This window comes from Exiguobacterium sp. KRL4 (genome assembly GCF_001870785.1).
In the GTDB taxonomy this organism is placed as follows: Bacteria; Bacillota; Bacilli; order Exiguobacteriales; family Exiguobacteriaceae; genus Exiguobacterium_A.
In genome coordinates this window covers 238,023-263,702 of record NZ_MOLV01000005.1, presented here as the reverse complement: position 1 = coordinate 263,702, position 25,680 = coordinate 238,023, and the positions used below count along the sequence as shown (strand labels likewise).

The 25,680-nt window shown below is 47.1% G+C and carries 24 protein-coding genes; 16 read left to right on the top strand and 8 right to left on the bottom strand.

The window, feature by feature from the left end; all coding sequences use genetic code 11:
- Nucleotides 1-334 precede the first annotated feature (334 nt).
- The 7 genes from BLD48_RS05640 to dnaA all read right to left on the bottom strand — a co-directional run bounded on the left by BLD48_RS05640 (nucleotide 335) and on the right by dnaA (nucleotide 10,322).
- Nucleotides 335-1,381 (bottom strand): HD-GYP domain-containing protein, encoded by a 1,047-nt coding sequence (locus BLD48_RS05640; protein ID WP_071499310.1) that lies wholly within the window; start codon nucleotides 1,379-1,381, stop codon nucleotides 335-337.
- Nucleotides 1,382-1,474: 93 nt separating this feature from the next.
- Nucleotides 1,475-4,147: a DNA gyrase subunit A gene (gene gyrA, locus BLD48_RS05635; protein ID WP_071499309.1), complete on the bottom strand. Its 2,673-nt coding sequence runs from the start codon at nucleotides 4,145-4,147 to the stop codon at nucleotides 1,475-1,477.
- 27 nt (nucleotides 4,148-4,174) lie between these two features.
- Nucleotides 4,175-6,088: a DNA topoisomerase (ATP-hydrolyzing) subunit B gene (gene gyrB / locus BLD48_RS05630; RefSeq protein WP_201723136.1), complete on the bottom strand. Its 1,914-nt coding sequence runs from the start codon at nucleotides 6,086-6,088 to the stop codon at nucleotides 4,175-4,177.
- A 10-nt stretch (nucleotides 6,089-6,098) separates the two neighbouring features.
- Nucleotides 6,099-7,253: a DNA replication/repair protein RecF gene (recF, locus tag BLD48_RS05625; protein WP_014969061.1), complete on the bottom strand. Its 1,155-nt coding sequence runs from the start codon at nucleotides 7,251-7,253 to the stop codon at nucleotides 6,099-6,101.
- Between the two features lies 1 nt (nucleotide 7,254).
- Nucleotides 7,255-7,476, bottom strand: coding sequence for a S4 domain-containing protein YaaA (yaaA, locus tag BLD48_RS05620; protein WP_012368917.1), 222 nt, complete (start codon nucleotides 7,474-7,476; stop codon nucleotides 7,255-7,257).
- A 140-nt stretch (nucleotides 7,477-7,616) separates the two neighbouring features.
- A complete protein-coding gene (dnaN, locus tag BLD48_RS05615) occupies nucleotides 7,617-8,750 on the bottom strand; it encodes a DNA polymerase III subunit beta (protein ID WP_071499307.1) in 1,134 nt (377 codons plus the stop codon).
- Between the two features lie 186 nt (nucleotides 8,751-8,936).
- Nucleotides 8,937-10,322, bottom strand: coding sequence for a chromosomal replication initiator protein DnaA (dnaA, locus tag BLD48_RS05610; protein WP_071499306.1), 1,386 nt, complete (start codon nucleotides 10,320-10,322; stop codon nucleotides 8,937-8,939).
- Between the two features lie 734 nt (nucleotides 10,323-11,056).
- Here dnaA and rpmH point away from each other — a divergent pair.
- The 8 genes from rpmH (at nucleotide 11,057) to BLD48_RS05570 (ending at nucleotide 18,534) form a co-directional block, all read left to right on the top strand.
- A complete protein-coding gene (gene rpmH, locus BLD48_RS05605; RefSeq protein ID WP_012371910.1) occupies nucleotides 11,057-11,191 on the top strand; it encodes a 50S ribosomal protein L34 in 135 nt (44 codons plus the stop codon).
- Between the two features lie 168 nt (nucleotides 11,192-11,359).
- Nucleotides 11,360-11,710, top strand: a complete 351-nt coding sequence (rnpA, locus tag BLD48_RS05600) for a ribonuclease P protein component (RefSeq protein ID WP_012371909.1) — start codon at nucleotides 11,360-11,362, stop codon at nucleotides 11,708-11,710.
- A 99-nt stretch (nucleotides 11,711-11,809) separates the two neighbouring features.
- Nucleotides 11,810-12,664 carry a membrane protein insertase YidC gene (gene yidC, locus BLD48_RS05595; RefSeq protein ID WP_071499305.1) on the top strand — a complete coding sequence of 285 codons (855 nt, stop codon included), beginning with the start codon at nucleotides 11,810-11,812 and terminating at the stop codon, nucleotides 12,662-12,664.
- Nucleotides 12,665-12,813: 149 nt separating this feature from the next.
- A complete protein-coding gene (gene mnmE / locus BLD48_RS05590) occupies nucleotides 12,814-14,196 on the top strand; it encodes a tRNA uridine-5-carboxymethylaminomethyl(34) synthesis GTPase MnmE (RefSeq protein ID WP_071499304.1) in 1,383 nt (460 codons plus the stop codon).
- Between the two features lie 42 nt (nucleotides 14,197-14,238).
- Entirely contained in the window at nucleotides 14,239-16,125 is a 1,887-nt protein-coding gene (gene mnmG, locus BLD48_RS05585) for a tRNA uridine-5-carboxymethylaminomethyl(34) synthesis enzyme MnmG (RefSeq protein ID WP_071499303.1), read from the top strand.
- 5 nt (nucleotides 16,126-16,130) lie between these two features.
- Nucleotides 16,131-16,847: a 16S rRNA (guanine(527)-N(7))-methyltransferase RsmG gene (rsmG, locus tag BLD48_RS05580; protein ID WP_071499302.1), complete on the top strand. Its 717-nt coding sequence runs from the start codon at nucleotides 16,131-16,133 to the stop codon at nucleotides 16,845-16,847.
- A 48-nt stretch (nucleotides 16,848-16,895) separates the two neighbouring features.
- Entirely contained in the window at nucleotides 16,896-17,729 is an 834-nt protein-coding gene (gene noc / locus BLD48_RS05575; protein WP_071499301.1) for a nucleoid occlusion protein, read from the top strand.
- 40 nt (nucleotides 17,730-17,769) lie between these two features.
- The gene (locus tag BLD48_RS05570; protein WP_071499300.1) at nucleotides 17,770-18,534 is read left to right on the top strand and encodes a ParB/RepB/Spo0J family partition protein; all 765 of its coding nucleotides are present in this window, start codon (nucleotides 17,770-17,772) and stop codon (nucleotides 18,532-18,534) included.
- Between the two features lie 82 nt (nucleotides 18,535-18,616).
- Here the strand turns inward: BLD48_RS05570 and yyaC are convergent, their stop codons facing one another.
- Nucleotides 18,617-19,234 carry a spore protease YyaC gene (yyaC, locus tag BLD48_RS05565; protein ID WP_026830487.1) on the bottom strand — a complete coding sequence of 206 codons (618 nt, stop codon included), beginning with the start codon at nucleotides 19,232-19,234 and terminating at the stop codon, nucleotides 18,617-18,619.
- A 183-nt stretch (nucleotides 19,235-19,417) separates the two neighbouring features.
- Between yyaC and BLD48_RS05560 the strand changes: the two genes are divergently transcribed.
- The 8 genes from BLD48_RS05560 to rplI all read left to right on the top strand — a co-directional run bounded on the left by BLD48_RS05560 (nucleotide 19,418) and on the right by rplI (nucleotide 25,676).
- The gene (locus tag BLD48_RS05560; RefSeq protein ID WP_071499299.1) at nucleotides 19,418-20,347 is read left to right on the top strand and encodes a mechanosensitive ion channel family protein; all 930 of its coding nucleotides are present in this window, start codon (nucleotides 19,418-19,420) and stop codon (nucleotides 20,345-20,347) included.
- Complete coding sequence (locus BLD48_RS05555; protein WP_012371900.1) at nucleotides 20,319-20,507, top strand: DUF951 domain-containing protein; 189 nt, start codon at nucleotides 20,319-20,321, stop codon at nucleotides 20,505-20,507. The genes BLD48_RS05560 and BLD48_RS05555 overlap by 29 nt, the downstream gene beginning before the upstream one ends.
- Nucleotides 20,508-20,771: 264 nt before the next feature.
- Nucleotides 20,772-21,872 carry a redox-regulated ATPase YchF gene (gene ychF / locus BLD48_RS05550; RefSeq protein ID WP_071499298.1) on the top strand — a complete coding sequence of 367 codons (1,101 nt, stop codon included), beginning with the start codon at nucleotides 20,772-20,774 and terminating at the stop codon, nucleotides 21,870-21,872.
- Between the two features lie 123 nt (nucleotides 21,873-21,995).
- A complete protein-coding gene (gene rpsF, locus BLD48_RS05545; protein WP_012371898.1) occupies nucleotides 21,996-22,283 on the top strand; it encodes a 30S ribosomal protein S6 in 288 nt (95 codons plus the stop codon).
- 23 nt (nucleotides 22,284-22,306) lie between these two features.
- Complete coding sequence (locus BLD48_RS05540) at nucleotides 22,307-22,834, top strand: single-stranded DNA-binding protein (RefSeq protein WP_012371897.1); 528 nt, start codon at nucleotides 22,307-22,309, stop codon at nucleotides 22,832-22,834.
- Between the two features lie 48 nt (nucleotides 22,835-22,882).
- Entirely contained in the window at nucleotides 22,883-23,113 is a 231-nt protein-coding gene (rpsR, locus tag BLD48_RS05535; RefSeq protein WP_012371896.1) for a 30S ribosomal protein S18, read from the top strand.
- A gap of 137 nt (nucleotides 23,114-23,250) precedes the next feature.
- Nucleotides 23,251-25,236 carry a DHH family phosphoesterase gene (locus tag BLD48_RS05530; RefSeq protein ID WP_071499297.1) on the top strand — a complete coding sequence of 662 codons (1,986 nt, stop codon included), beginning with the start codon at nucleotides 23,251-23,253 and terminating at the stop codon, nucleotides 25,234-25,236.
- Nucleotides 25,233-25,676 (top strand): 50S ribosomal protein L9, encoded by a 444-nt coding sequence (rplI, locus tag BLD48_RS05525; protein WP_014971733.1) that lies wholly within the window; start codon nucleotides 25,233-25,235, stop codon nucleotides 25,674-25,676. Before BLD48_RS05530 ends, rplI begins: the two co-directional genes overlap by 4 nt.
- Nucleotides 25,677-25,680: the final 4 nt, after the last annotated feature.

Here is a 25,680-nt window from a genome sequence, read left to right as displayed (position 1 = left end):
GAAGCTTGCGCTTCATTCATTGTTTGTATCCGAAGATACGTTTTTTGCCTCATCGTTCAGTTTTCAAAGTTCGTCCGCGCCTGTTTTGGCGACTCAATTAGAATACCAAGTCTGAAACAATAAGTCAACAACTTTTTGAAAGAAGTTTTTTTCTTGTTTCCCGCAGTGCGCTCGTCCTTGTAAGGACAAGAAATAATATACCATGGCTTTTATTATTGTACAAGTGTTTTTTATAAAAAAAGAAAAACTCTTTTTTCACTCATTATACAATGAACAAAAAGAGTTTTTCTTCTATAGAAGAACATAGTACTAAATAGGTTTTAAGACAATTGATTCAATCCATGAGTTGGATGATGTTTAGCTGACGTTCTTCCATTAAATCTTTGACGACTCGTTGGTTATGTTCTTCATAGGAAATCACCGGGCGATCGAAAACCGGATTCTTTCGAAGAATCGTCGCGATTTTACCGTTACTGATCAACACACGGTCCCCAACTTCGAACGGCAGTAACAGTTGTCCGAGCAATGTGACGTATTTCGAATCGTATTGCATCGGTCGCGCTTTTAAATGACAGTAGGCATCATACACGCTATATGCTTCGCGGTACGGACGCCAACTGGTCATAGCGGCGAATACATCTGCAACGATGAAGAGTCGGGTATGATCCATGATTTTGTCACCTTTGACTTTTAACGGGTAACCCGATCCATCTAACCGTTCATGGTGTTGCACGATTAATCGTTTGACTGTATCTGAAATGATACTTTCTTTTTGTAAGGCTTGAAAAGCCATTGCTGGATGACGATGAAAAATCTCTTGTTGCATCGCTTCATACCGTTTTGTATGACGCCACTCCATGATCCGAGCCAACCCACAATCTGCAAAATAGGACGCAACCCATAAATCATGAAGCATCTTCCGTTCTTTTCCTACTTCTTCTGCTAGCAGTTGGGCAATCGCCCCACGGTAAATCGCGTGCCGGACTGTGTAGGCTTCTGTTCCCCGTTCTAAGAAGTACGGTAAGATATCTTCCCGACGAACCGTTTCCGGCATCGACTCCTTGACCCAGCGTAATGCATCATAGACGTTCGGGACTAATCCTTGTTCCCACGATGTAAAAACGTGATTATACGTATCGATCAATTGATCAAATGGACTGTTCTCTGTCATGTCGCTTACTTCGACATCAGTCAACGGATCCTCGTTCATTCCTTCTGGTCGTTCCTCGATGTCGACTTCTTTTATCAAAAACCGTTTGATCCGTCTTAATTCATCTGCTCCAAGTTTTTTTCCTGCTTCAACGATCGGGATATCAGTATGTAAAAACAGCGATTCCGTTATTCGGTCACCAAGGATGAGCCGCTCACTTGCCACACGCATCTTTGTCTCGTTCCTTCCTCATATTGATTTTTAGAAAAACAGCAGAGTAAAGACAAAACTGTCCTCACTCTGCTGTACCTCATTCTACTCGGTTTATTCTTCTGGCGCCTGTTCAGATTCCTCACTTACTTGAGAAGCAGCGTCATCCTGTTCATCTGAAACAGTGACTCCTTCTTCTAAGATAGCGAGTTCTTCCTCGGCAACATCTTCTTTTTTCAGTTTTGCAACGGTCGCGACACGGTCGCCTTCTTCGATTCGAATCACTTTCACCCCTTGTGCGTTACGTCCGACACTTGAGATGTTTTGTGAATCCGTCCGAATGACGATTCCGCTTTCTGTCATGATCATGATGTCATCATCCACATCAACGATCCGAAGCGCAACGATTTGACCAACACGTTCCGTCACTTTACTCGCAATCAGTCCTTTACCACCACGTGATTGCGTCCGGAATTCGGTCATTGGTGTCCGTTTTCCGAACCCTTTTTCCGTGATGACAAGTACGTCCTGGTCGTCTCGGGCAAGCTCCATCCCAATGACGATTGCATCCGCTGACAGGTTCATCGCTTTGACGCCTCGTGCACCACGTCCCATCGAGCGGACATTCGTAATTGGGAAACGGATCGCTTTCCCACTATTTGAGACCGTAAAGACTTCATCTTCCGTTGAAGCTAGTCGAACGGATGTCAGTTCGTCGTCTTCGAATAGACGAATCGCAATCAGACCATTTTTATTGATACGCGCGTAGGCAGATAACGGTGAACGTTTGACACGCCCTTTACGGGTCATGAAGATCAACGACTTCTGCTCGTCTTGCATCACTTCTTCTGTATCTAAGACTTCTTCCGGTTCTTCCAGACCTTCTGAAGATCCAATCGTCTCATCCGACTCAACCGCAACCTCGATAACCGTTTCCGTCTCGTCCGTTGCTTGTTGTTCTTCGAGATACCGTTTGAAGTTGACCGGAATCATCGTTTCTACTTTTTCATCGCGCTCGATTTGAATCAAGTTGATGATCGGTACACCTTTTGAGGTCCGGCTCATCTCCGGTACTTCATATCCACGAATCCGGTAGACTTTACCACGGTTCGTAAAGAACAAGATCGTATCATGCGTCGAACATGATAAGAGACGCGTCACGTAATCGGCATCATTCGTTCCGATGCCTTGGACACCGCGTCCTCCACGACGTTGAGCACGATATGAATCCGTCGTCAAACGTTTGATGTAGCCGCTGCTTGTCAACGTGATGATGATGTCTTTTTCCGGAATCAAATCTTCATCTTCGAATTCGATATGGTCCATCCGAATTTCAGTCCGACGTTTATCGTTGAAGCGTTCTTTTACTTCTTCGAGTTCTGTCCGAATTAATTCGAGTAACTCTTCATCACTTTCAAGGATGGTTTTGAGTTCCGTAATCAATTGCATGATTTCATCATACTCCGCATCAATCTTCTCACGTTCAAGACCGGTCAACCGTTGGAGACGCATATCGAGAATCGCTTGTGATTGTTTCTCTGATAACGCAAAACGTTCCATCAACTGCTCGCGGGCAGCATCTGCCGTCCGGTTCGCACGAATGATCCGGATGACTTCATCCAAGTGATCCAACGCAATCCGTAAACCCGCTAAGAGATGTTCACGTGCTTCCGCTTTCTCAAGATCAAACTGCGTCCGGCGACGGACGATTTCTTTTTGGTGCTCGAGATAGTGATACAACATTTCCTTCAGCGTCAACGTACGTGGACGACCATTGACGATCGCCAGCATATTGACCCCAAATGTCGTTTGCATCGACGTTTGTTTGTACAGGTTGTTGAGGATGACACTCGCATTCGCATCACGACGGATTTCCATCACGACACGCATACCGCGGCGATCCGACTCATCCCGTAAATCGGTGATGCCTTCAATTTTCTTCTCCCGGACGAGATCGGCAATTTTTTCAACGAGACGGGCTTTGTTGACCTGGTACGGTAACTCCGTCACGATGATCCGTTCGCGATCTTTTTTCGTCTGTTCGATTTCCGCTTTGGCTCGGACGATGATCGATCCGCGACCTGTTTCATAGGCACGCCGGATTCCGCTGCGTCCTAAGATTTCACCGGCTGTCGGGAAATCAGGTCCTGGTATATGTTGCATCAGTTCCTGGATCGTGATGTCCGGGTTATGCGAAAGAGCTAACACGCCGTCGATGACTTCACCGAGTTGGTGGGGGGGAATGTTTGTTGCCATCCCGACCGCGATCCCACTCGAACCGTTGACGAGTAAGTTCGGGAAACGAGAAGGTAATACTTCTGGTTCCCGTTCCGAACCATCGTAGTTGTCTTTAAAGTTGACGGTATTTTTATTGATATCACGGATGATTTCCATCGCGATTTTTGACATACGGGCTTCCGTATACCGCATGGCTGCGGCCGAATCCCCATCAACGGACCCAAAGTTTCCGTGACCGTCGACGAGTTCATAACGGTAACTGAAGTCCTGCGCCATTCGAACCATCGTGTCGTAAACGGCAGAATCACCGTGCGGGTGATACTTACCGATGACTTCACCGACGATACGGGCGGATTTTTTATGTGGTTTGTCAGCACGAATACCTAAGTCATTCATCGCGTACAAAATACGACGATGACCTGGTTTTAATCCATCACGGACGTCCGGTAAGGCACGTGCAACGATGACACTCATCGCATAATCCATGAAGGACGTACGCATTTCTTGACTGATGTTGATATCTTTAATGATCCCTTGTTGATCGGACATTCGTATGGCCACCCTCTCTATTCAACGTTAAATATCCAAGTTCTTCACATAGTGTGCGTGCGACTGGATAAAGTCACGACGTGGTTCTACCTGGTCTCCCATCAAAATATCAAAGACCTCATCTGCTTCGATCGCGTCTTGAAGCTCGACACGGAGCATTTGACGACCACTTGGATCCATCGTGGTTTCCCACAGTTGCTCCGGATCCATCTCACCGAGACCTTTGTAACGCTGAATGTCGTATCGTGCATTTTCTGGAAGTGCTGCTAATGCTTCGTTCAGTTCACGCTCGTTATGCACATACGTGATGTTTTTTCCTTGTTTGATGCCGTACAGTGGCGGCTGAGCGATGTAGACATACCCATGCTCGACAAGCGGACGCATGTAGCGGTAGAAGAATGTCAATAAGAGTGTCCGGATGTGGGCACCATCGACATCGGCATCGGTCATGATGATGACTTTATGATACCGGGCTTTCTCGATGTTGAATTCAGAACCGATACTCGTCCCAAGCGCCGTGATGATCGTACGGATCTCGTTACTGCCAAGAATCTTGTCGAGACGTGCTTTTTCGACGTTCAAGATTTTACCTCGGATTGGTAAAATCGCCTGGAAGTGACGGTCACGTCCGGATTTTGCCGAACCACCCGCTGAGTCACCCTCAACGATATAGATTTCAGAGATCGTCGCATCACGTGACGAACAGTCGGCAAGCTTTCCTGGAAGTGAGCTGACTTCGAGAACGCCTTTACGTCGTGTTAATTCACGCGCACGTTTCGCAGCCATTCGGGCGCGAGACGCCATCATTCCTTTTTCGACGATCGCACGGGCACTCGTCGGATTCTCCATCATGAACTGCTCGAACGCCGAAGAAAATAGCGTGTCCGTAGCAGTCCGCGCATCGGAGTTGCCGAGTTTCGTTTTCGTCTGTCCTTCGAACTGTGGATTCGGGTGTTTGATCGAGACGATCGCCGTCATCCCTTCTCGGACATCTTCCCCAGACAATGTGCCGTCTGCCTCTTTCATCAGTCCGAATTTTTTCGCATAATCGTTGATGACACGTGTCAATGCGGTTTTAAAACCGGTTTCGTGTGTACCACCTTCATGCGTCGGGATGTTGTTCGTAAACGAATAGATGTTTGCTGCAAATCCATCGTTGTACTGTAACGCCACTTCGACTTCGATGCCGTCGCGGTTGCCGTGTACGTAGACCGGCTCTTCGTGGACGACTTCCTTCGAACGGTTTAAATGCTCGACATATGACTTGATTCCGCCTTCGTAATGGAAACTGCGCGTAATCGGTTCATCAGAACGGTCATCCGTGATCTGAATCGTCAGTCCTTTATTTAGGAATGCCAGCTCACGTAAGCGTGTCGCGAGCAAATCATAATCGTATTCGAGTGTTTCTTGGAAAATCTCATCATCCGGGAAGAAACGAATCATCGTTCCTGTCTCTTCTGACGTACCGATGACTGTTAAATCTTCAGCCGGTACACCACGATGATACGCTTGGTAGTACAACTTTTCATTCCGCTTGACGAAGACTTCAAGTTTCGTTGAGAGCGCGTTAACGACGGATGCCCCAACACCGTGCAGTCCACCGGATACTTTATATCCGCCGCCGCCGAATTTACCGCCCGCATGAAGGACGGTCAAGATGACTTCTACTGCCGGACGTCCCATCTTCTCTTGAATATCGACCGGGATACCCCGTCCGTTATCCTCGACTAAAATCGAATTACCCGGTTCAATCGTCACTTTAATCGTATCGCAATACCCTGCAAGTGCTTCATCGATCGAGTTATCGACAATTTCCCAGACTAAATGGTGAAGTCCCTTCGATGCAGTCGATCCGATATACATACCCGGACGTTTCCGAACGGCTTCTAGACCTTCAAGCACCTGAATTTGATCGGCACCGTACCCTTGTTCTACTTCCATATCTTCATGATTACTCATCGGTTTTCTCACCTACTATTTCTTTGTATGATGTCTCTTCCAAAATGACAGCCCCCTGTTTCACGTGGAACAACTTTGCCTGTTTGATTGTTTCGTGTGCAATTCCGTCGACGCTTGTCGTCGTCAGGATCGTCTGCACTTTTTGTTGCATCGTATCGAGCAAATGGGTTTGACGATGATCATCGAGCTCGGATAAGACATCGTCTAGAAGTAGCAACGGATATTCCCCCACTTCTTCATGAATCAATTCAATCTCTGCTAATTTCAAAGAGAGTGCTGCCGTCCGCTGCTGTCCTTGCGAACCGTAGGTCTGGACATTCCTTCCGTTGACTTCCATTTCAAAGTCATCGCGATGGGGTCCGAACAGCGTCACACCTCTTCTAATTTCGTTTGTCTTCATTTTACCAAACTTCTGCGTATAAGAAGCAGTCATTCCTTCGACATCGAGCAAATCATTGCTAAATGTATCGGAACGATAGATCAAGACGAGCTTTTCCTGTCCGCGACTGATTCCTTCATGAATCGGACGTGCCCATTTTTCAAGCTGGGCAATGAAGTGATGGCGGCGCTGGACGATTTTAACGGCAAGCGTAATCATCTGCTCCGTCAAGACATCGAGGAACGTTTCATCTCCACCTTTGATCGACAACTGTTTCAACAGCGCATTCCGTTGTTTGAGGACTTTTAAATACTGGCTTAGTTCATGTAGATAGACCGGACTGACCTGACCAATTTCCATATCCAAAAAGCGACGTCTGATTTGCGGGCTACCTTTGACGATGTGTAAATCCTCTGGCGCAAACAACACGATATTCAATGCCCCGACATAATCACTCAGGCGGCGTTGCTCGAGATGATTCAACTTCGCCTTTTTCCCACGACTTGAAATGACGATTTCCTGTGAATGGGATCCTCTACGTTTATGAATCCGTCCTTCCACCCGAGCCGTCTCCGCATCCCACTGGATCAACTCCTTGTCGTGCGTCGTCCGATGAGACTTGGCGAGAGCGAGTACATAGATGGCTTCAAGCAGATTCGTTTTCCCTTGGGCGTTTTCCCCAATCAGAACGTTCGTCTTTTCTGAAAAAGATAATTCCAACGACTCGTAGTTGCGATAATGACTGAGTCGGACCGAATCGAGTCGCACGTTAGTTCCCCTCGTTCTTAATGATGAACTGACCGTAATCTTCTACGTCAATCACATCTCCATCCCGTAGTTTACGACCACGTCGCTGATCGACTTCACCGTTGACGAGAATGGGTACCTCAGCGAGAAATGGTTTGGCTTGTCCACCGCTCGAGATGATATCTGAAAGTTTCAGGAACTGACCTAATGTGACGTATTCTGTTGAAATCTTGATTTGATTCATGGTTTGACTCCTCCTACCTACATATTATAAATGACGTACTCTTTATTGTACTAAAAAACTCACGTTTTGGCAAAATGAACGAACGTATATACGGATTTCAAAAAAAGCCCAAGGAACAGAGACTGTTCCTTGGGTGCAAATCATGCCGTTCGAACCGGTAAGATCAGCTGCAAGACATTGTCTTGATCGACAGGGTGCAAGATGAACGGTCGAATCGAACCGGTGAACTGGATTTCGATATCCGTCGCATCCAGTGCCTTTAAGGCGTCCATCATGTATTTCGAGTTGAACGAGATTTTTAACTCTTCTCCTTCAAGTGACAAGATGCTGACTTGCTCCGATACTTTACCGACTTCCGGTGAGTGAGACGAGATTTCGACAGCCGTCGTCCCTTCCGCCGCGAACTTGATCACGTTGTTGCGATCTTCCCGTGCGAGCAGAGACGCGCGGTCGATCGCTTGCAATAAGTCTTTTGCGTTCATTCGGACAGCCGTCCGGTACTCTTCCGGGATCAGACGGGATGTATCCGGGTAATTGCCGTCAAGCAGACGCGAGAAGAATAAGACATGTTTCATCTTAAAGAGAATCTGTTGATTCGTAATCGTGATATCGACATGACCATCACTAAGTAATTTCGATAATTCATTTAAGCTTTTACCTGGAACGATGACGTTCTGGAACGAAATCTCATTGTCCGTCTCAAACTGTGCGCGGCGTAACGCCAGTCGGTGACTGTCCGTTGAGACGCACGTCAAGATGTCTTTATCCGCCGAGAAGTTGACACCTGTCAGCACGGGACGTGTTTCCTGTACCGCGACGGCAAAACTCGTTTGACGGATCATTGACCGTAATAAGTCTGCCGGTAAACGGAACTGTTGTCCTCCGTCCACTTGTGGCAAGCGCGGGAACTCATCTGGATCGAGTCCGTTTAAATGGAATTCTGCCGTACCGGACTGAATTCGTGTCATGAAGTTCGGTGAGACTTCTAGGATCACTTCATCCGTTGGTAACTTTTTAACGATATCTCCAAAGAAGCGGGCATTTAAGACGACACTTCCTGCACGATGGACCGTGACGTGCGACGTACCGTTCTCTTCCGCGTAAATCGTCCGTTCGATCGAGATTTCTGTATCGCTTCCTGTCAGCGTCATACCATCTCCATGTGCCTCGAGTTTAATTCCTGTCAGAATCGGAATCGTCGTTCGGGATGAAACGGCTTTTGCTACATCTTGAATTGCTTGGATTAAAGTATCACGTTGAATTGTAATATGCATATTGTCGTTAAGCTCCTCTCAAAATGGGCGTTACATCATCATAACATAATAATATATTTTTTTAATAATAGTATTAGGGGCTGTGGATAGTGTGGATAAGTCGGTGGATAACTTGGTATAGAGCCAAAACGCTTGTGGATAACTTGTGGATAACTAGCCTCTTTTATCCACAGCTTATCCACAGGTTTACGAATGTTTCAATTCATGCTTGATTTGTTCGATGACTTTTCCGGTTTCTCCGTCTGATTTAACGAGTGTACTGATTTTCTCATGGGCATGGATGACGGTCGTGTGATCACGCCCCCCAAATTCCTCACCGATCTTCGGTAAGGAGCTTTCTGTCATCTCTCGCGACAGGTACATGGCAATCTGACGGGGGAAAGCAATCGATTTCGTTCGTTTTTTAGCTTTTAAATCATCAAACGGCAGATTAAAGTGTTTACTGACCGATTCCTGAATGTCGCGAATCGTGACTTTCCGGGGTTCACTCGCAGGCATGATGTTATGCAGGGCTTCAGCCGCGACATTCGGATCAATCGTCCGTCCGACCAGGTTCGCGTAAGCAATGACACGGGTTAAGGCGCCTTCAAGTTCCCGGATGTTCGTATCGATCTGGCTGGCGATATAGAGCATGACTTCGTTTGAGACATCAAGTTGTTCCGCATTGGCTTTTTTCCGGAGAATCGCAATCCGTGTCTCAAGATCCGGTGGCGTGATATCTGTGATCAGTCCCCATTCGAAGCGTGAACGCAGTCGATCTTCGAGCGTCGGGATTTCTTTAGGTGGACGATCACTTGAGATGATGATTTGTTTCTGATCGTTGTGCAACGCATTGAAAGTATGGAAAAACTCTTCCTGCGTCTGCTCTTTTCCGGCAAGGAACTGAATATCATCTATTAATAGAACATCGATGTTCCGATATTTGTTCCGAAACTGAACCGTTTTGTTATCACGAATCGAATTGATGAAGTCGTTTGTGAACTGTTCCGACGAAACATAGGCAATTTTTGTACCGAGTTTTTGATCTTGGACGTATTGACCGATCGCATGCATCAAATGCGTTTTTCCAAGTCCGACTCCACCATAGATGAAAAGTGGATTGTAGGCTTTAGCCGGTGCTTCTGCTACGGCCAAAGAGGCCGCATGGGCAAAGCGGTTACCCGATCCGATGACAAACGTATCAAAGGTATATTTGGCATTGAGTTGCCCCAGCTCACTCATGACGAGCTCATCCGTCGGTGTACGTTTCTTTTGGACTTTTGTTGGTGGAGCTGCTTCGATTACTTCCTCATTTTGACGATCGAGCATATGTTTTGCTTGACCTTCCTCGATGAATTGAATATCAAGCCTGCTTCCTGTCACTTCTTCGACAGTATCTTCTAATAGAGATAAGTACTGACGTTCTAGCCAAGTCACGGTAAAAGCTGCTGGTGCGGAGACGATCAAGGTCGTTCCATTCAGCGTGACACCTTCTGTAGATTTAAGCCACATGTCGTAACTGGCTTTTGGGGTACGTTGTTCTTCCTCGATTACAGATAATACATTGTGCCAAAGTTCGGCAGCGTTTTTCATAAATACCCCCCTTTTTCTATCATAATATAAAAAATTATACACAGGCTTATGCACAGGACTAACTTAATGAAGAAACACGACTTATCCCCAGAACATAAAAACTGTGGATAACGTTATCCACAGGGGTTGATTTCTGTGTATAAAGTTATCCACAGGCTGTGTATAACTTGAAGAATCAATTTGTCTTACGTACATGTTATGCACAATTAGTGTATCAAATGAAATGGTCGCTGGCAAGGTTTAGAACGATTTATCCACAAGTAAATCAACATATACACAGGCAGTTACCCACAGGCTGTGGATAGTGTGGATAAGTTGTGGATAAGATGTGTATAACTTTTCGAAAGAGGAAGCGTTCAAAAAAGTTATACACAAAATCAAAGAAGTCGTGCGAAAAAAATCCGAAAACAGACCTTGACGTTGATTTTAAAAAATACTATTGTAGACAAAGTGAGAAGTTATCCACGGAACATGTGGATAGTGTGGATAAGTCTGTGGATAGTTTAAACGAGGAAGTTCTTGATCCGTCTTACGAAGCAAACGATATCGTATGATATGAAACAGGCTGGTGAATTCTATTTCCATGAATCGCGTTCATGATGGCTGAAAAGGCTCATGATAATTCTTATGAACTTTCATTGACAAGGTCACTTTTGATTTATATAATATACAAGACTGCCTTAAAGTAGAAAACGATGATTTTTATAGAGTATTTTTAAAGGAGGTGCAGACTAATGAAACCAACTTTCAACCCAAACAACCGTAAGCGCAAAAAAGTTCACGGATTCCGTGCGCGCATGGCAACTAAGAGTGGCCGCCGGATCTTGGCTGCTCGCCGTCTTAAAGGCCGCAAAGCCTTGACTGTATAATCGAGCGATGATGAGATCACTTCTGGCGATGCCTGGAGTGATCTTTTTTTTGTTGTTTTTTAGGATGTTCGTCCTTTTGTCACAAGACGACTCTCGCAGAGCGGGTTTATTCTATGATATGATGAAAGACGACGAATTTTCGTGATGTCAGGATGGAGTGTGATCAAGGTGAAAAAGGAATACCGCGTCAAGAAAGACAAGGAGTTCCAAGCGGTGTTTACTCGAGGAGCCTCTGTCGCAAATCGGCAATTTGTCGTATATGCACTAAAAAAAGAGCAGCAGACTCACTTTCGGATTGGTTTATCGGTGAGTAAGAAAATCGGGAACGCCGTTGTTCGCAACCAAGTCAAACGTTACGTTCGTGAAGCGTGTCAGCTTCATGAAGCGTCGCTTGCCCCGAATTATGATTTTGTGATCATCGCGCGCAATCCGGCTGCGAAGATGACTGCTCAAGAAGTCGCGGACAGTTTGCGCCACGTCTTTAAACGTTCTGGTGTCTGGAAGCGACAAGTTAAATAAACGTGCAGTATATCCTGTTGATTTGTAGCGGCCGCTCGCCTACTTCTATCATATAGAAATACGAGGACCGACCACGTGTAAACATTACTAGGAGGAATTATGAACAAGAGAACTAAGATTTGGCTGACGCTTGGGCTGATGTCCGTACTCGCAATCGTTCTATCTGGTTGTACCCCTGGAACATACGGGACCGGTGAACCGATTACCGCTGATACAGAAGGTTTCTGGAAACACTACTTTGTTTGGCCGATGGCATGGTTGATCGGTACATTTGCTGATTACTTTAATGGAGATTACGGGATTGCGATCGTTATCACAACATTGATCGTCCGTCTTGTCATCTTACCGTTGATGATTAAACAAACGAAGAGTATGGGTGGTATGCAGGTCATTCAGCCAGAAATGATGAAACTTCGTGAGAAATATAGCTCGAAAGATCAAGAAACACAGCAAAAATTGCAACAAGAGATGATGAAGCTGTATCAAGAGCACAACGTCAATCCGCTTGCCGGCTGTTTACCGATCTTGATTCAAATGCCGATTTTGATTGCTTTCTACAATGCGATCATCTATACGCCGGCGATTTTCCAACATTCGTTCCTTTGGTTCGATCTTGGAAAACCGGATCCGTATTTCATCTTGCCGATTTTGTCAGCTATCTTTACGTACTTGCAACAGAAAATCTCGATGGCTGGTCAAGACGATAATCCACAGATGAAAATCATGTTGTATGTCTTCCCGATCATGATCTTCGTCATGGGTGTGACGTTACCATCCGCCTTGTCTCTGTACTGGGTCGTGGGTTATATCTTCTCGATCATCGTGACAATCGTCATCATGAAACCGATGCGCGAGAAGATCAAAGTGCAGACGGAAGCAACAATTGCTTCAAAACGTGAAAAAGAAGCGGCTGAGGCAGCTCCTGCTCCAAAGAAACCGAGAAAGAAACGTTAATCACAAATGAGGGCGATACTCCGTTTTTACAGAGTGTCGCTCTTTTTCTTTTGGGCTATTTCGTGTATAGTTGTCACGTTATACCCATTTATATCATTCCTGAACATTAACTATAGAAAAGCTTGCAGAAAACGAGGTGTGAACAACAGATGATGGAATTTGATACGATAGCCGCGATTTCAACACCGATGGGTGAAGGAGCGATTGCGATTGTTCGCTTGTCCGGTCCACAGGCGGTCGCAACAGCCGATCGTGTCTACCGTGGCGCGAACCGATTGAACGACGTCCCGACGCATACGATCCATTACGGTAAATTGGTCGAACGGACGACTGAACAAGTCGTCGATGAAGTGATGGTCAGTGTCATGCGGGCGCCGAAAACCTTTACGCGGGAAGATGTCGTGGAATTGAACTGTCACGGAGGCATCGTCGCCGTCAACCGTGTACTCGAATTGATTCTGGAGCAACCAGATGTGCGATTAGCAGAACCCGGCGAATTCACGAAACGCGCCTTTTTGAACGGACGGATCGACTTGTCACAGGCGGAAGCCGTGATGGACTTGATTCGTGCCAAAACGGACCGGGCGATGACGGTCGCCGTCAGTCAAATCGAAGGACGTCTCTCGAAATTGGTCCACGAGTTGCGGGAACAATTGTTACAGACGATTGCTTCGATTGAAGTGAACATCGATTATCCGGAATACGACGCGGAAGAGATGACCCAACAAATCGTGCAAACGAATGCAGGAGAAGTACGACAGATCTTAACGGAATTGCTCGCAACGGCGCGCCAAGGGAAAATCCTCCGAGAAGGGTTATCAACAGCGATCATCGGACGACCGAACGTCGGGAAATCGTCCTTGCTCAACACATTGGTGCAAGAAGCAAAAGCGATCGTCACCGACATCGCCGGGACGACCCGCGATACGATTGAAGAATACGTCAATGTCCGTGGTGTTCCGCTGAAGTTAATTGATACGGCGGGAATCCGGGAAACGGAAGATATCGTCGAACGGATGGGTGTCGAGAAGTCACGGCAGGCACTCAATTCCGCTGATCTGATTTTACTTGTCCTGAATGGGAACGATGAACTGACAGAAGAAGATGTTCTGTTATTCGAGGCGATTCGTGGCATGAACGCGATCATCATCGTCAATAAGAGTGATCTGACGCAACGGATTGATCTGACTCGTGTGAATGAGTTAGCGGACGGTCGTCCTGTCGTCACGACGTCCCTGTTAGAAGAAGCGGGCGTGACAGATCTTGAGGCAGCGATTGCGTCGCTCTTCTTTGAACAAGGAGTCGAGGGACAGGACATGACGTATGTCTCGAATGCCCGTCATATCCAGTTGATCAAACAGGCAAGTCAGATGATTGAAGATGCGCTCGGTGCAGCGGAAGCGTCGATGCCAATCGATATGGTCCAGATCGATTTACGTCGTGCGTGGGATACGCTCGGAGAAATCAATGGCGATACGGCACAAGATAGTTTGCTCGATAAATTATTCTCACAATTTTGTTTAGGAAAATAATAGATAGTAGATTGTTGATTTTTAAAAGGAGGAACCACAGTTATGGCTTATCAAGCAGGTGAATTCGACGTCATCGTCATCGGAGCCGGTCATGCAGGGATTGAAGCATCTCTTGCAGCCGCTCGAATGGGTTCGAAGACTGTCATGTTGACGATGAACCCCGACATGGTCGGATTCATGTATTGTAATCCGTCGATCGGCGGTCCGGCAAAAGGAATCGTCGTCCGGGAAATTGATGCTCTCGGCGGAGAAATGGCACGGGCGATTGACGCGACGTACATTCAAATGAAGATGCTCAACACATCAAAAGGTCCAGCCGTTCGTGCACTGCGGGCACAGGCAGATAAATTCGAATACCAAAATCGGATGAAAAAAGCCCTCGAAGATGAACCGAATCTGTTACTGCGCCAAGCCCTCGTCGAACGGTTATTGATCGAAGACGACACGTGTGTCGGCGTCGTGACGAATACAGGAGCCGAGTACCGGGCGAAAGCGGTCATCATCACGACCGGCACATTCATGCGCGGGAAAATCATCATCGGTGAATTGTCGTATGAGAGTGGTCCAAACAATCAGATGCCTTCGGTCAATCTCTCGAAACATCTGGAAGAACTGGGATTTGAATTAGCCCGTTTCAAAACGGGAACACCCCCCCGAATCGACGGGAAAACAATCGATTATTCGAAAACTGAGATTCAACCAGGCGACGCGGTTGCCTTACCGTTCAGCCATGAAACAACACAGATGATCACAGAACAGATTCCATGCTGGTTGACGTATACGACAGAATATACCCACCAGTTGATTGATGCGAATCTCCATCGGTCACCGATGTTCTCCGGGATGATCAAAGGAACAGGTCCCCGGTACTGCCCGTCAATCGAAGATAAGGTCGTCCGGTTCAGCGATAAACCGCGTCACCAGATCTTCCTTGAGCCAGAAGGTCGTGACACGGAAGAAGTCTACGTCCAAGGATTATCGACGAGTCTGCCGGAAGACGTCCAGCACGATATCTTACGGTCGATCCCAGGTCTTGAGAAATCAGAGATGATGCGTCCCGGTTATGCGATCGAATACGATGCCGTCGTGCCGACACAACTTTGGCCGACACTTGAGACGAAACGGATTGCCGGATTATTCACGGCAGGACAAATCAACGGGACGAGCGGATACGAAGAAGCAGCCGGACAAGGCATCATGGCGGGTATCAATGCGGCGCTCAAGGTCCAACAAAAAGACCCACTCATCTTGTCGCGTTCCCAAGGGTACATCGGCGTCATGATTGATGATCTTGTGACTAAAGGAACCAATGAACCGTACCGTCTGTTGACGTCACGTGCCGAATACCGGTTATTGTTACGTCATGACAATGCCGATTTACGCTTGTCGGATATCGGTCACGAACTTGGACTGATCCATGAGACACGCCATGCGAAATTAGCGGAGAAAAAACAAGAAATCGAGCGGGAAATGAAACGTCTTGAAAAAGTCGTCATCAAGGCAACGAGTGACGTCAATGAACAGTTGACGGCAATCGGCGTCTCCCCGTTAAAAGAAGCATTGCATGCCATCACGTTACTGAAACGTCCAGAAATCACATATGCGATGATCGCCGAGATGACACCGGCACCGGTCGCACTTTCACCGGAAGCAGCCGAACAAGTCGAAATCCAGGTCAAATATGCGGGTTATATCGACAAGCAACTGGATCAAGTCGAGCGGATGATGCGGATGGAGAAAAAACGGATTCCGGAACGTCTTGACTATGATGTGATCAGTGGTCTTGCGATGGAAGCGAAACAAAAACTAAACCAAGTGCGTCCGCTCTCGATTGGACAAGCCTCACGTATTTCAGGCGTCAATCCGTCTGATATCTCGATTTTGCTTGTCTACATCGAACAAGGCCAATACGCATTGACTGCGGAGTGAAGAGAATGAATCAACAGCAATTCGTAACAGCATTAGCGGAACAAGGACTTGACGTCTCGGAGCATCAATTGCAACAGTTCCAACGGTATTATGAACTACTCGTCGAATGGAACGAAAAGATGAACTTGACGGCGATTACGGCAAAAGAAGATGTGTACCTGAAACATTTTTACGATTCCATCACAGCGGCGTTCTACTTTGATTTTACAGAAGTCGAAACCGTCTGTGATGTCGGTGCGGGTGCTGGATTCCCGAGTCTGCCGATCAAAATCATGTTCCCGCATCTGAAAGTCACGATCATCGATTCGTTGAACAAACGAATCGGCTTCTTGAATATGCTCGCGACGGAACTTGAACTCGAAGGAGTCGCCTTCCATCATGGTCGGGCGGAAGAATTCGGGAAAAATAAACAATTCAGGGAACATTTTGATGTCGTGACGGCACGTGCGGTCGCCCGGATGTCGGTCCTTGCGGAATACTGCTTGCCCCTTGCTAAAGTCGGTGGTCAATTCGTCGCTTTGAAAGCCGCCAAACTGGGAGAAGAGCTCGAAGAAGGCGCAACTGCCCTGAAAGTGTTGGGTGGGAATTTGCGGGAAAGTTTCCAATTCCAATTGCCAGGTGAAGAAAGTGAGCGTAATATCGTTATTGTCGACAAAAAACGAGTAACACCCGGGAAATATCCGCGTAAAGCGGGCACACCGGCGAAAGATCCACTAGGTTAAACACCGTTTCACGTGAAACGATGACTGATGAAGGCGAGGTACACCAACGTGAAGAATGCAATTGCCAAACTGCTCGGTAAGGGAGGAACCGTTCCCCTTGAGCTGGATCCACACGACACGGTCCGTGAGTTGAAATTAACGGAACTGGTGGCAAACCAGTTCCAGCCGCGGACTGTTTTTGACGGGGAGCGGATTACCGAACTTGCCACTACGATTGAAGAACATGGTTTACTGCAACCGATTGTCGTCCGAAAACAAGGCGAAGGGTATGAAATCATCGCCGGGGAAAGACGTTTTCGGGCTGTGCAATCGCTCGGATGGGACACGATTCCCGCCATCATTAAGCAGATGACGGACGAGACGACGGCTGCCCTCGCACTCATCGAAAATCTACAACGTGAAGAGCTGACACCAATCGAAGAAGCAGAAGCCTATGCCCGCTTACTTGCGATGCAAGACATCACACAGGAAGTGTTGGCAAGAAGACTCGGACGTAGTCAGTCCACGATTGCGAATAAACTCCGTTTACTCCGTTTGCCGGACGTCGTCCGCGAGGCACTCAAACAGCGAAAGATTACAGAACGGCATGCCCGTGCCCTTCTGCCATTAAAAGCAACGGATTTACAGACCCAAGTCTTACTTGAAATCATCGAACGGGAATGGAACGTCAAGGAGACGGAACAACGTGTCGAACGATTGCTGACCCCGAAGGTCCCTAAAAAGCGCCATAAAAGTTTTGCGCGGGATACACGGATTGCGTTGAATACGATCCGGGATTCGGTCGATATGATTGAACGGACCGGATTGCTGGTCGAAAAGGAAGAAGTAGATTGTGAAGAATATGTCGAGGTGCGGATCCGCATCGTGAAGGCACGTCCGTAAACAGCGGTCGTGCCTTCCGCTACGTTTAGGAGAGATTAGCATGAATGAAATACCCATTGGAGCGATTCGCCCCAATCCGGGACAACCCCGGAAACAGTTTCATGAAAAGGCATTAGAGGAATTGGCGAATTCCTTAAAACGGCATGGGATGATCCAACCGATTGTCGTTCGTCCACGAGAAGGGTTCTATGAAATCGTTGTGGGTGAACGGCGGTATCAAGCTGCGAAACAGGCGGGTTTTACACGAGTCCCCGTGTTGATCATTGAAGCGAATGAGACCCGTGTCATGGAACTGGCTTTGATCGAAAACATTCAACGAGCCGACTTGAGCGCAATCGAAGAAGCGATGGCCTATGCCGAGATGTTGGAAGAATTTAACGTGACGCAAGCAGAGCTCGCCACGCGTGTCGGGAAAAGCCGTTCTCATATCACAAACAGTCTGCGATTGTTGCAGTTACCGGTCAGCGTCCAGCAAGCAGTGATGGAAGAACGGTTGTCGATGGGGCATGCCCGTGCCTTACTGTCTTTAAAAAACTCACTGAAAATTGAACGGATGGCAGAACGCGTCATGCGGGAAAATTGGAACGTCCGCCGTCTTGAACAAGAATTACGGGAAAAAAAACAAGTCCGTCCTGCGACGATAAAATCAACCGAACTTGATTTTATCGAAGAAACCTTACGGGAACGAATCGGTGCGACCGTCCGAATCAAAACGACGAAACAGGCCGGGAAACTCGAAATCGATTTTACGGATGAAGAGGATCTGAACCGGATTCTCGAGCTCCTCTTGCCGGAAGACGACTGACTGTTAAAAAGGATCCACTCCGCTGTTTTTCGGAATGGATCCTTTTGTTGCATCAGGATGATCAAATGGGTAGGCGCATCGATCAGATCGAGCGTGGTGTGAAGGAAATCGTCGTGCGTGTCGTCTCAGCAACCAACTTCGTATCGAGTAATGCAAAACTGTCGGCGACGAGTTCTGCTAGCTCATAGACGAGGTGAAGACGTGTATTTTGGAGAATCATCATTTCCATGAACCCACTGACGTTGACGACGGCTTTGATATTAAAATCACCGACAGCCGGAAGTTCTTTTTGGACACCAGCGCCAGGCGCAAGTGGTCCTTCGGAGAAAAAGACGTGACCGACACTCGATAAGCGACCGAGGCAAGCATCGATGGCGATGACGAGTGGACGGTAGTGTGTCGTCTGGATCGAGTGGATCGTCTCGGCCAAATTCAAAGCATGGACAGGTTTTGCTAATGTCCCGTAAACATGCATGTTCGCCGGACGATTTTTTTCTAAAAATGTACCGACGAGTGGCCCCAGCGAGTCACCGGTCGAACGATCCGAACCGATGCAGACGAGAACGACAGGCCGATTTTCTTTTAGTGCACTGACCTGTTCATGTAATTGTTCGGCAAGTCGTTCTTTCGCGAATGGTTCTGTATATTCTAGAAAGAAGGAATAGGGCTTTTTTTCGTGGGAATGGAAACGGAAGTTCATCTAGATCATCCTTTCTTCTCCTGGTGTCAGCGTCCTGGTGTCGTGGTGAGAGTGAAGGCGTTCTGTAATGATTTTCCTTTCCCGGTTTTTAAGGAAATCTAACGTCAAAATCGGTTCTTTAGTTGAAAGTCATTTAAAATCACGTATACTGTCGTAATAGAGAGAACTGAAAGGATGGAGAGAATGGCTACCAATCAAGATGTACAAAATTCAGTCGCCCAGGTCGATCGAATTCTGGAACAAGTAATGGACGCAGACATGTGGATTCGTTTTGGACTTAAATTGTTGATCGCCCTGATCATCATTGCCGGGTTTTATATATTGATGCGTGTTTTGACAGGGGCAGTGTCGAGGTTATTTACGATTCGAAAGATTAATGAACACGACTCTTTGGCGCAACGACAAAATGAAACGTTGTTGAAATTACTTCAAAATGCGATTCGTTATGTCTTAGGAATCGTCATGTTGTTGACCGTGCTCAGTCAGTTTGGGATCAATATCACGGGACTGGTCGCCAGTGCCGGTATCGCGGGTCTTGCGATTTCGTTTGGTGCCAAAAACTTAGTCCAGGACATCATTACGGGAGCCTTCATCATCTTTGAGCGTCAGTTCAAGGTCGGCGATTTTGTTCGTGTCGGTCTGATCGAAGGGGTCGTCACAGAACTCGGAATCCGGACGACGAAGTTAAAGGGATTGAATGGAGAAATCCATATCATTCCGAACGGTCAAATCTTACAAGTGACGAATTTTTCTGTCGATAACAGTTTCGCTTTGGTCGATGTCCAAGTGTCGTACGAAGAGGATTTGGAACGGGTCGAACAGGTGCTACATCAAATTGCTAACGCGACGACGGAAAAATATACAGATATGTTTATTGAACCGATTGAAATGCTTGGTGTCCAGACGCTTGGACCTTCTGAAGTCGTCTACCGTCTGATGGCAGAGGTCCCACCGATGCAACACTTCCAGGCCGGTCGGTTAATCCGGAAAGAACTGAAGCAAGGACTCGAAGTGGAAGGAATTAAGATTCCATATCCGCGGATGGTCATGATGAATACAGAACAAGGGAATGGTGGTCAAGCCGATGATGCCAAAAACGTACAATCTTCATGATTATGTCGAAATGAAAAAACAACATCCATGCGGCACGAACCGATGGCAGATCATTCGGGTCGGAATGGACATCCGGATCAAGTGTCAAGGATGTGGCGCAAGCATCCTGATGCCACGCCGTGACTTTGATAAACGGTTAAAAAAAGTCTTACCAGAATGAATCCGGATCAAGCCTCTGACGATGAAGCATGTCGTCAGGGGCTTTTCGTTGGTCAACACGCACAAAAAAACCGATGGCTTGCTTCGAATTACAGAAAAACGTACATCAAACAGCTATGTCTTTAAAAAAGAACCCGCATCTCCTTGCTTAAAAAAATTGAACTATCTATAATTGTGAAAGATGTGCTGACGTGGTGTAATCATTCTACCCACTGCGGCCGCTAGCACGGATTTCCTAGGAAATACCGAAAAGGAGGAATTCCAAGTGGGATTAACAGCCGGAATCGTTGGCTTACCAAACGTAGGAAAATCAACACTTTTTAACGCAATTACACAAGCAGGTGTCGAGGCGGCGAACTATCCGTTCGCAACGATCGATCCAAACGTCGGTGTCGTCGAAGTACCAGACGCACGCCTGCGTAAATTAACAGAACTCGTCAACCCGAAGAAGACGATCCCGACGGCATTCGAATTCACGGACATCGCCGGAATCGTCAAGGGGGCATCAAAAGGAGAAGGGTTAGGAAATAAATTCCTCGCCAATATCCGTGAAGTGGATGCCATCTGTCAGGTTGTCCGTTGTTTCATCGATGAGAACATCACACACGTCTCAGGAAAAGTCTCACCAATCGATGACATCGAAACAATCAATCTCGAGTTGATTCTTGCTGATCTCGAATTGGTCGAAAAACGGATCCAACGTGTCCAAAAACAAGTCAAGTCGCGTGATAAAAATGCAGCAGGTGAACTCGAAGCACTCGAAATCGTCCTTGCCCTATTAGAAGATGAAAAACCAGCCCGTCTCGCTGAACTAAACGAAGATCAAGCAGCAATCGTCAAGCATTTCCAATTACTGACGATGAAACCGATGCTTTATGTCGCAAATGTCGGCGAAGATGAAGTCGCGGATGCGGACAGCAACGAAAACGTCCAGCTTGTGCGTGAGTTCGCGGCAAAAGAAGGCGCAGAAGTCATCATCATCTGTGCCCGCATTGAAGAAGAAATCGCAGAACTCGAGCCGGAAGAACGCCAAGAGTTCCTCGTTGATCTCGGAATCGAAGAATCAGGTCTCGATCAACTGATTCATGCTGCGTATAACACGCTCGGACTCGCAACGTACTTCACGGCTGGTGAAAAAGAAGTCCGTGCTTGGACATTCAAAAAAGGCATGAAGGCCCCACAATGTGCGGGTGTCATCCACTCTGACTTCGAACGCGGTTTCATTCGTGCTGAAGTTGTCGCATACGACGATTTAGCAGCAGCTGGAAACATGGCGACGGTCAAAGAACAAGGACGTTACCGTTCTGAAGGAAAAGAATATGTCTTCCAAGATGGCGATGTTGTCACATTCCGCTTCAACGTTTAAGAGAAGCGAACGAATCGTTATTGCATAAACCAAAATACTTTGATAGTATTAACAAATGTGAGTAATGAATTATTGCTCCTTGCTCGATGAATCGAGCCGCCAGTCCAAGAGGAGGTGACAGATATGCGTAAATACGAAGTACTTTACATCATCCGTCCGGAAGTTGATGAGGAAGCACGAAAAGCTCTAGTTGAGCGTTTCAACAAAGTCCTCACTGACAACGGTGGTACAGTTGAAAAAACAACTGAAATGGGTAAACGTCGTTTTGCTTACGAAATCAATGATATGCGTGAAGGTTTCTACGTTCTTCTTAACGTGACTGCTGAACCAGCAGCTACAAAAGAACTTGACCGTCTCATGAAGATCAGTGACGATATCGTTCGCTTAATGATCACAAAAGACGAGAAATAAGCTGAAACAGGAGAGTGATTCTGATGATTAACCGCGTCGTTTTAGTCGGTCGGTTAACTCGTGACCCTGAAATGCGTTATACGCAGAGCGGGATTGCGGTAACGCGATTCACACTCGCTTGTGACCGTCCGTTTACAGGACAAGATGGGAAGCGAGAAGCTGACTTCATCGATTGCGTCGTATGGCGCAAGCAAGCAGAGAACGTTGCTCAGTATTTGAAAAAAGGGAGCCTCGCAGGTGTTGAGGGTCGCCTTCAGATTAGTAGCTATGACGATAAAGATGGTCAACGTCGATATCGTGCAGAAGTCGTCGCGGATAGTGTTCGATTCCTAGAATCACGCAATGCAAGCCGTTCTTCCGATAGTGATAGCTACTCTTCGAATTCAAATACAGGTGGAAACGGAAATGCTGCAGGATGGGGTTCACAGCAACAGCAGAACAACTCTTCCTCGCCAGCACCCGCTTCATCTTCATCGAATTCGGGCTTCGGCGCTGATCCGTTCAGCGGCGGCAGTTCGATCGATCTTTCAGACGACGATCTCCCGTTCTAATCGGGAACGTCGGACTGAAAAATTTACTCTAAAAAGGAGGTTAATCACATGGCACGTCGTCCAGGTGGAAAACGTCGTCGTAAAGTATGTTACTTCACGTCGAACCACATCACTCATATCGATTATAAAGACGTAGAACTTCTCAAACGTTTCATTTCGGAACGTGGAAAGATTCTTCCACGTCGTGTGACTGGTACTTCAGCGAAATACCAACGTCCACTTACAATCGCAATCAAACGTTCACGTCAAATGGCTTTAATTCCATACGTAGCTGACTGATTACGGTCTAGCGCTTTTCCTTTTCGAAGGGAAGGCGCTTTTTTTCGCTTCGCTTTCAACCTGTCCTGCTTTTCGGTTATAATATACAAGTTAACGAATTTTTTAGATGAGTATATTCAGTATACAAGGAGGACGCGATGGGGTTAGGTCAGCAAGTATCACCCGAACGAGAACGGCGATTCTTTCGTTTCGTTCCGTATCTATTAATCGTGGCTCTACTTTTTGTCATTGTCGTCGATCACCCCGTTATCGCGGCCATCGGTGCCGTCTTGACGATAGGGCTGTTCGCTCTTCATATCTTGGAGGAGCGACGTGGGCGTAAGTCGTGGGAAAGTTATGTCGCCGGCATATCGATTCAGGTGGAAGACACCGGTCAGGATGCGCTAACGAACATGCCAATTGGTATTTTACTTTATGATGAAGAAACACGCGTCACCTGGTTTAATGATCCGATGCGTGAGATTTTTGATGATCTTGCCATGGGACAGGTTTTGACGGATCTTGATCCTCTGTTCGTCGAGATGATTGCGGTCGATGAAGATCAAGCGACACTCGAGATCGGCGAGTCCGTCTATCGGGTGTTTTCAAACAGTGAGAACCGGACGTTTTATCTGTTTGATATGACAGAAGAAGCCCAGGTCGAACAGCAGCTCGTCGATAATCAAACGGTCATCGGTGTCATTTATCTCGATAACTATGATGAGATGACACAAGGGATTGAAGATCAGCTCCGGAGTGAGTTGAACAGTCGCGTCACGCAACTGTTGAACCACTGGGCAGCCGATCATGGTACGTACATCAAACGGACGGCTTCCGATCGTTACTTTATCGTGACGACGGAAGAAAATTTAAGGGTCTTGGAACGATCGAAATTTACGATCCTCGATACCGTCCGTGAAGAGACGAGCCAACGTGGTGTCCAGTTGACCTTGTCGATTGGGATCGGGTGTGGAAGCGATCCAATCCCGGCGCTTGGTCTGATGGCTCAATCAAGTTTAGACTTAGCACTAGGACGTGGTGGAGACCAAGTCGTCATCAAACGGGATGGAAAAGTTCGCTTTTACGGTGGAAAAACCAATCCAACGGAAAAACGTACCCGTGTCCGCGCACGCGTCATTGCCAATTCGTTACGCGATTTGATGCAGGAGTCGAGTCGAATCCTCATCATGGGGCACCGGAATCCGGATATGGATTCGCTGGGATCCTCGATCGGAATTCTGAAGTTGGCTGAAATGAATGAGAAAGAGGCACATATCGTCTTGCCGGAAGCAGAAATCGGACAAGGTATTCGACGGATGATGCATGAAATCAGTCAGGAACCAAAACTTGCGACCCGTTTCGTTAATGCGTTCCAGGCCGATCAGCTGATTGATGATCAAGCTTTACTGATCATCGTCGATACACATAAACCGTCGCTTGTCGTCGTGCCCGCTCTGCTTGAACGGTTTGAACGGATGGTCGTCATCGACCATCACCGACGGGGAGAAGACTTCATCGAAGAACCGGTCCTCGTGTACCTCGAACCGTACGCGTCGTCGACTTCGGAACTGGTCACGGAATTGATTGAGTACCAACCGACGAACGAAAAACTGGCGATGCTTGAAGCGACGGCGTTACTCGCCGGCATCATCGTCGATACAAAAGGGTTTACGTTACGGACCGGTTCGCGGACGTTTGACGCGGCGTCTTACCTTCGTTCTCAAGGGGCGGACACGGTCTTGGTCCAAGAGTTTCTCAGCCAGGATCTTGAGACATATGTCGAACAGTCGCATATCTTAGAACGGACGGAAATCTATACGGCCGGGATGGCGATTGCGACGGCAGAGCCCGGAGTGATTCATGATCAAGTCTTGATCGCGCAAACGGCGGATCAATTGTTATCGCTCCAAGGTATCCGAGCCGCCTTCGTCATCGCGGAATTACAGGATGGTCGGACGGCGATCAGTGCCCGTTCGCTCGGTGAAGTGAACGTCCAGTTGATCATGGAGACGCTCGGTGGCGGAGGTCATTTAACGAATGCTGCGACTCAGATGACAGAATCGGTTCTGACCGTCGCAATTGAATTACGAAAAGCGATTGATCATTATTTAGAAGATGAAACAAAAGGAGAGGAAACAGAATGAAAGTTATTTTCTTGCAAGATGTAAAAGGTCAAGGTAAAACAGGGGACGTCAAAGAAGTCGCCGATGCGTATGCGAACAACGTGTTGTTCAAACAGAAATTAGCACGTCCGGCAACGACCGGAAACCTCAAACAGCATGAAGCCCATGAGCGAAAAGCGGCAGAACAAGCGAAACAGGTGTTGTTAGACGCACAAGCGTTAAAAGAGAAGATTGAAAAAGAAACGATCGTCGTCTCAACGAAAACAGGTGAAGGTGGTCGGGTTTTTGGATCGGTCACAAGCAAACAAATCGCCGATGAGTTAAAACAGATGGGCTACAAGATCGATAAACGTAAAATCGAACTCGAGCACCCGATCAAAACACTGGGTGTGACGAAAGTACCACTCAAATTGCATAACGAAGTCACAGCAACGTTAAACGTTCAGGTCAAAGAAGCGTGAGTAG

Coding starts and splice junctions, on each gene's coding strand:
- gyrB (WP_201723136.1), bottom strand. CDS start 6,088: ATGGAAGTAGAACAAGGGTACGGTGCCGATCAAATTCAGGTGCTTGAA.
- BLD48_RS05640 (WP_071499310.1), bottom strand. CDS start 1,381: ATGCGTGTGGCAAGTGAGCGGCTCATCCTTGGTGACCGAATAACGGAA.
- rpsR (WP_012371896.1), top strand. CDS start 22,883: ATGGCACGTCGTCCAGGTGGAAAACGTCGTCGTAAAGTATGTTACTTC.
- gyrA (WP_071499309.1), bottom strand. CDS start 4,147: ATGTCCGATCAACAAGGGATCATTAAAGATATCAACATCAGTCAAGAA.
- BLD48_RS05530 (WP_071499297.1), top strand. CDS start 23,251: ATGGGGTTAGGTCAGCAAGTATCACCCGAACGAGAACGGCGATTCTTT.
- dnaA (WP_071499306.1), bottom strand. CDS start 10,322: ATGAAAAACGCTGCCGAACTTTGGCACAATGTATTATCTGTAATCGAG.
- yyaC (WP_026830487.1), bottom strand. CDS start 19,234: ATGAACTTCCGTTTCCATTCCCACGAAAAAAAGCCCTATTCCTTCTTT.
- yaaA (WP_012368917.1), bottom strand. CDS start 7,476: ATGAATCAAATCAAGATTTCAACAGAATACGTCACATTAGGTCAGTTC.
- BLD48_RS05540 (WP_012371897.1), top strand. CDS start 22,307: ATGATTAACCGCGTCGTTTTAGTCGGTCGGTTAACTCGTGACCCTGAA.
- BLD48_RS05560 (WP_071499299.1), top strand. CDS start 19,418: ATGGCTACCAATCAAGATGTACAAAATTCAGTCGCCCAGGTCGATCGA.
- rsmG (WP_071499302.1), top strand. CDS start 16,131: ATGAATCAACAGCAATTCGTAACAGCATTAGCGGAACAAGGACTTGAC.
- rplI (WP_014971733.1), top strand. CDS start 25,233: ATGAAAGTTATTTTCTTGCAAGATGTAAAAGGTCAAGGTAAAACAGGG.
- BLD48_RS05555 (WP_012371900.1), top strand. CDS start 20,319: ATGATGCCAAAAACGTACAATCTTCATGATTATGTCGAAATGAAAAAA.
- rpsF (WP_012371898.1), top strand. CDS start 21,996: ATGCGTAAATACGAAGTACTTTACATCATCCGTCCGGAAGTTGATGAG.
- BLD48_RS05570 (WP_071499300.1), top strand. CDS start 17,770: ATGAATGAAATACCCATTGGAGCGATTCGCCCCAATCCGGGACAACCC.
- yidC (WP_071499305.1), top strand. CDS start 11,810: ATGAACAAGAGAACTAAGATTTGGCTGACGCTTGGGCTGATGTCCGTA.
- rpmH (WP_012371910.1), top strand. CDS start 11,057: ATGAAACCAACTTTCAACCCAAACAACCGTAAGCGCAAAAAAGTTCAC.
- dnaN (WP_071499307.1), bottom strand. CDS start 8,750: ATGCATATTACAATTCAACGTGATACTTTAATCCAAGCAATTCAAGAT.
- mnmG (WP_071499303.1), top strand. CDS start 14,239: ATGGCTTATCAAGCAGGTGAATTCGACGTCATCGTCATCGGAGCCGGT.
- mnmE (WP_071499304.1), top strand. CDS start 12,814: ATGATGGAATTTGATACGATAGCCGCGATTTCAACACCGATGGGTGAA.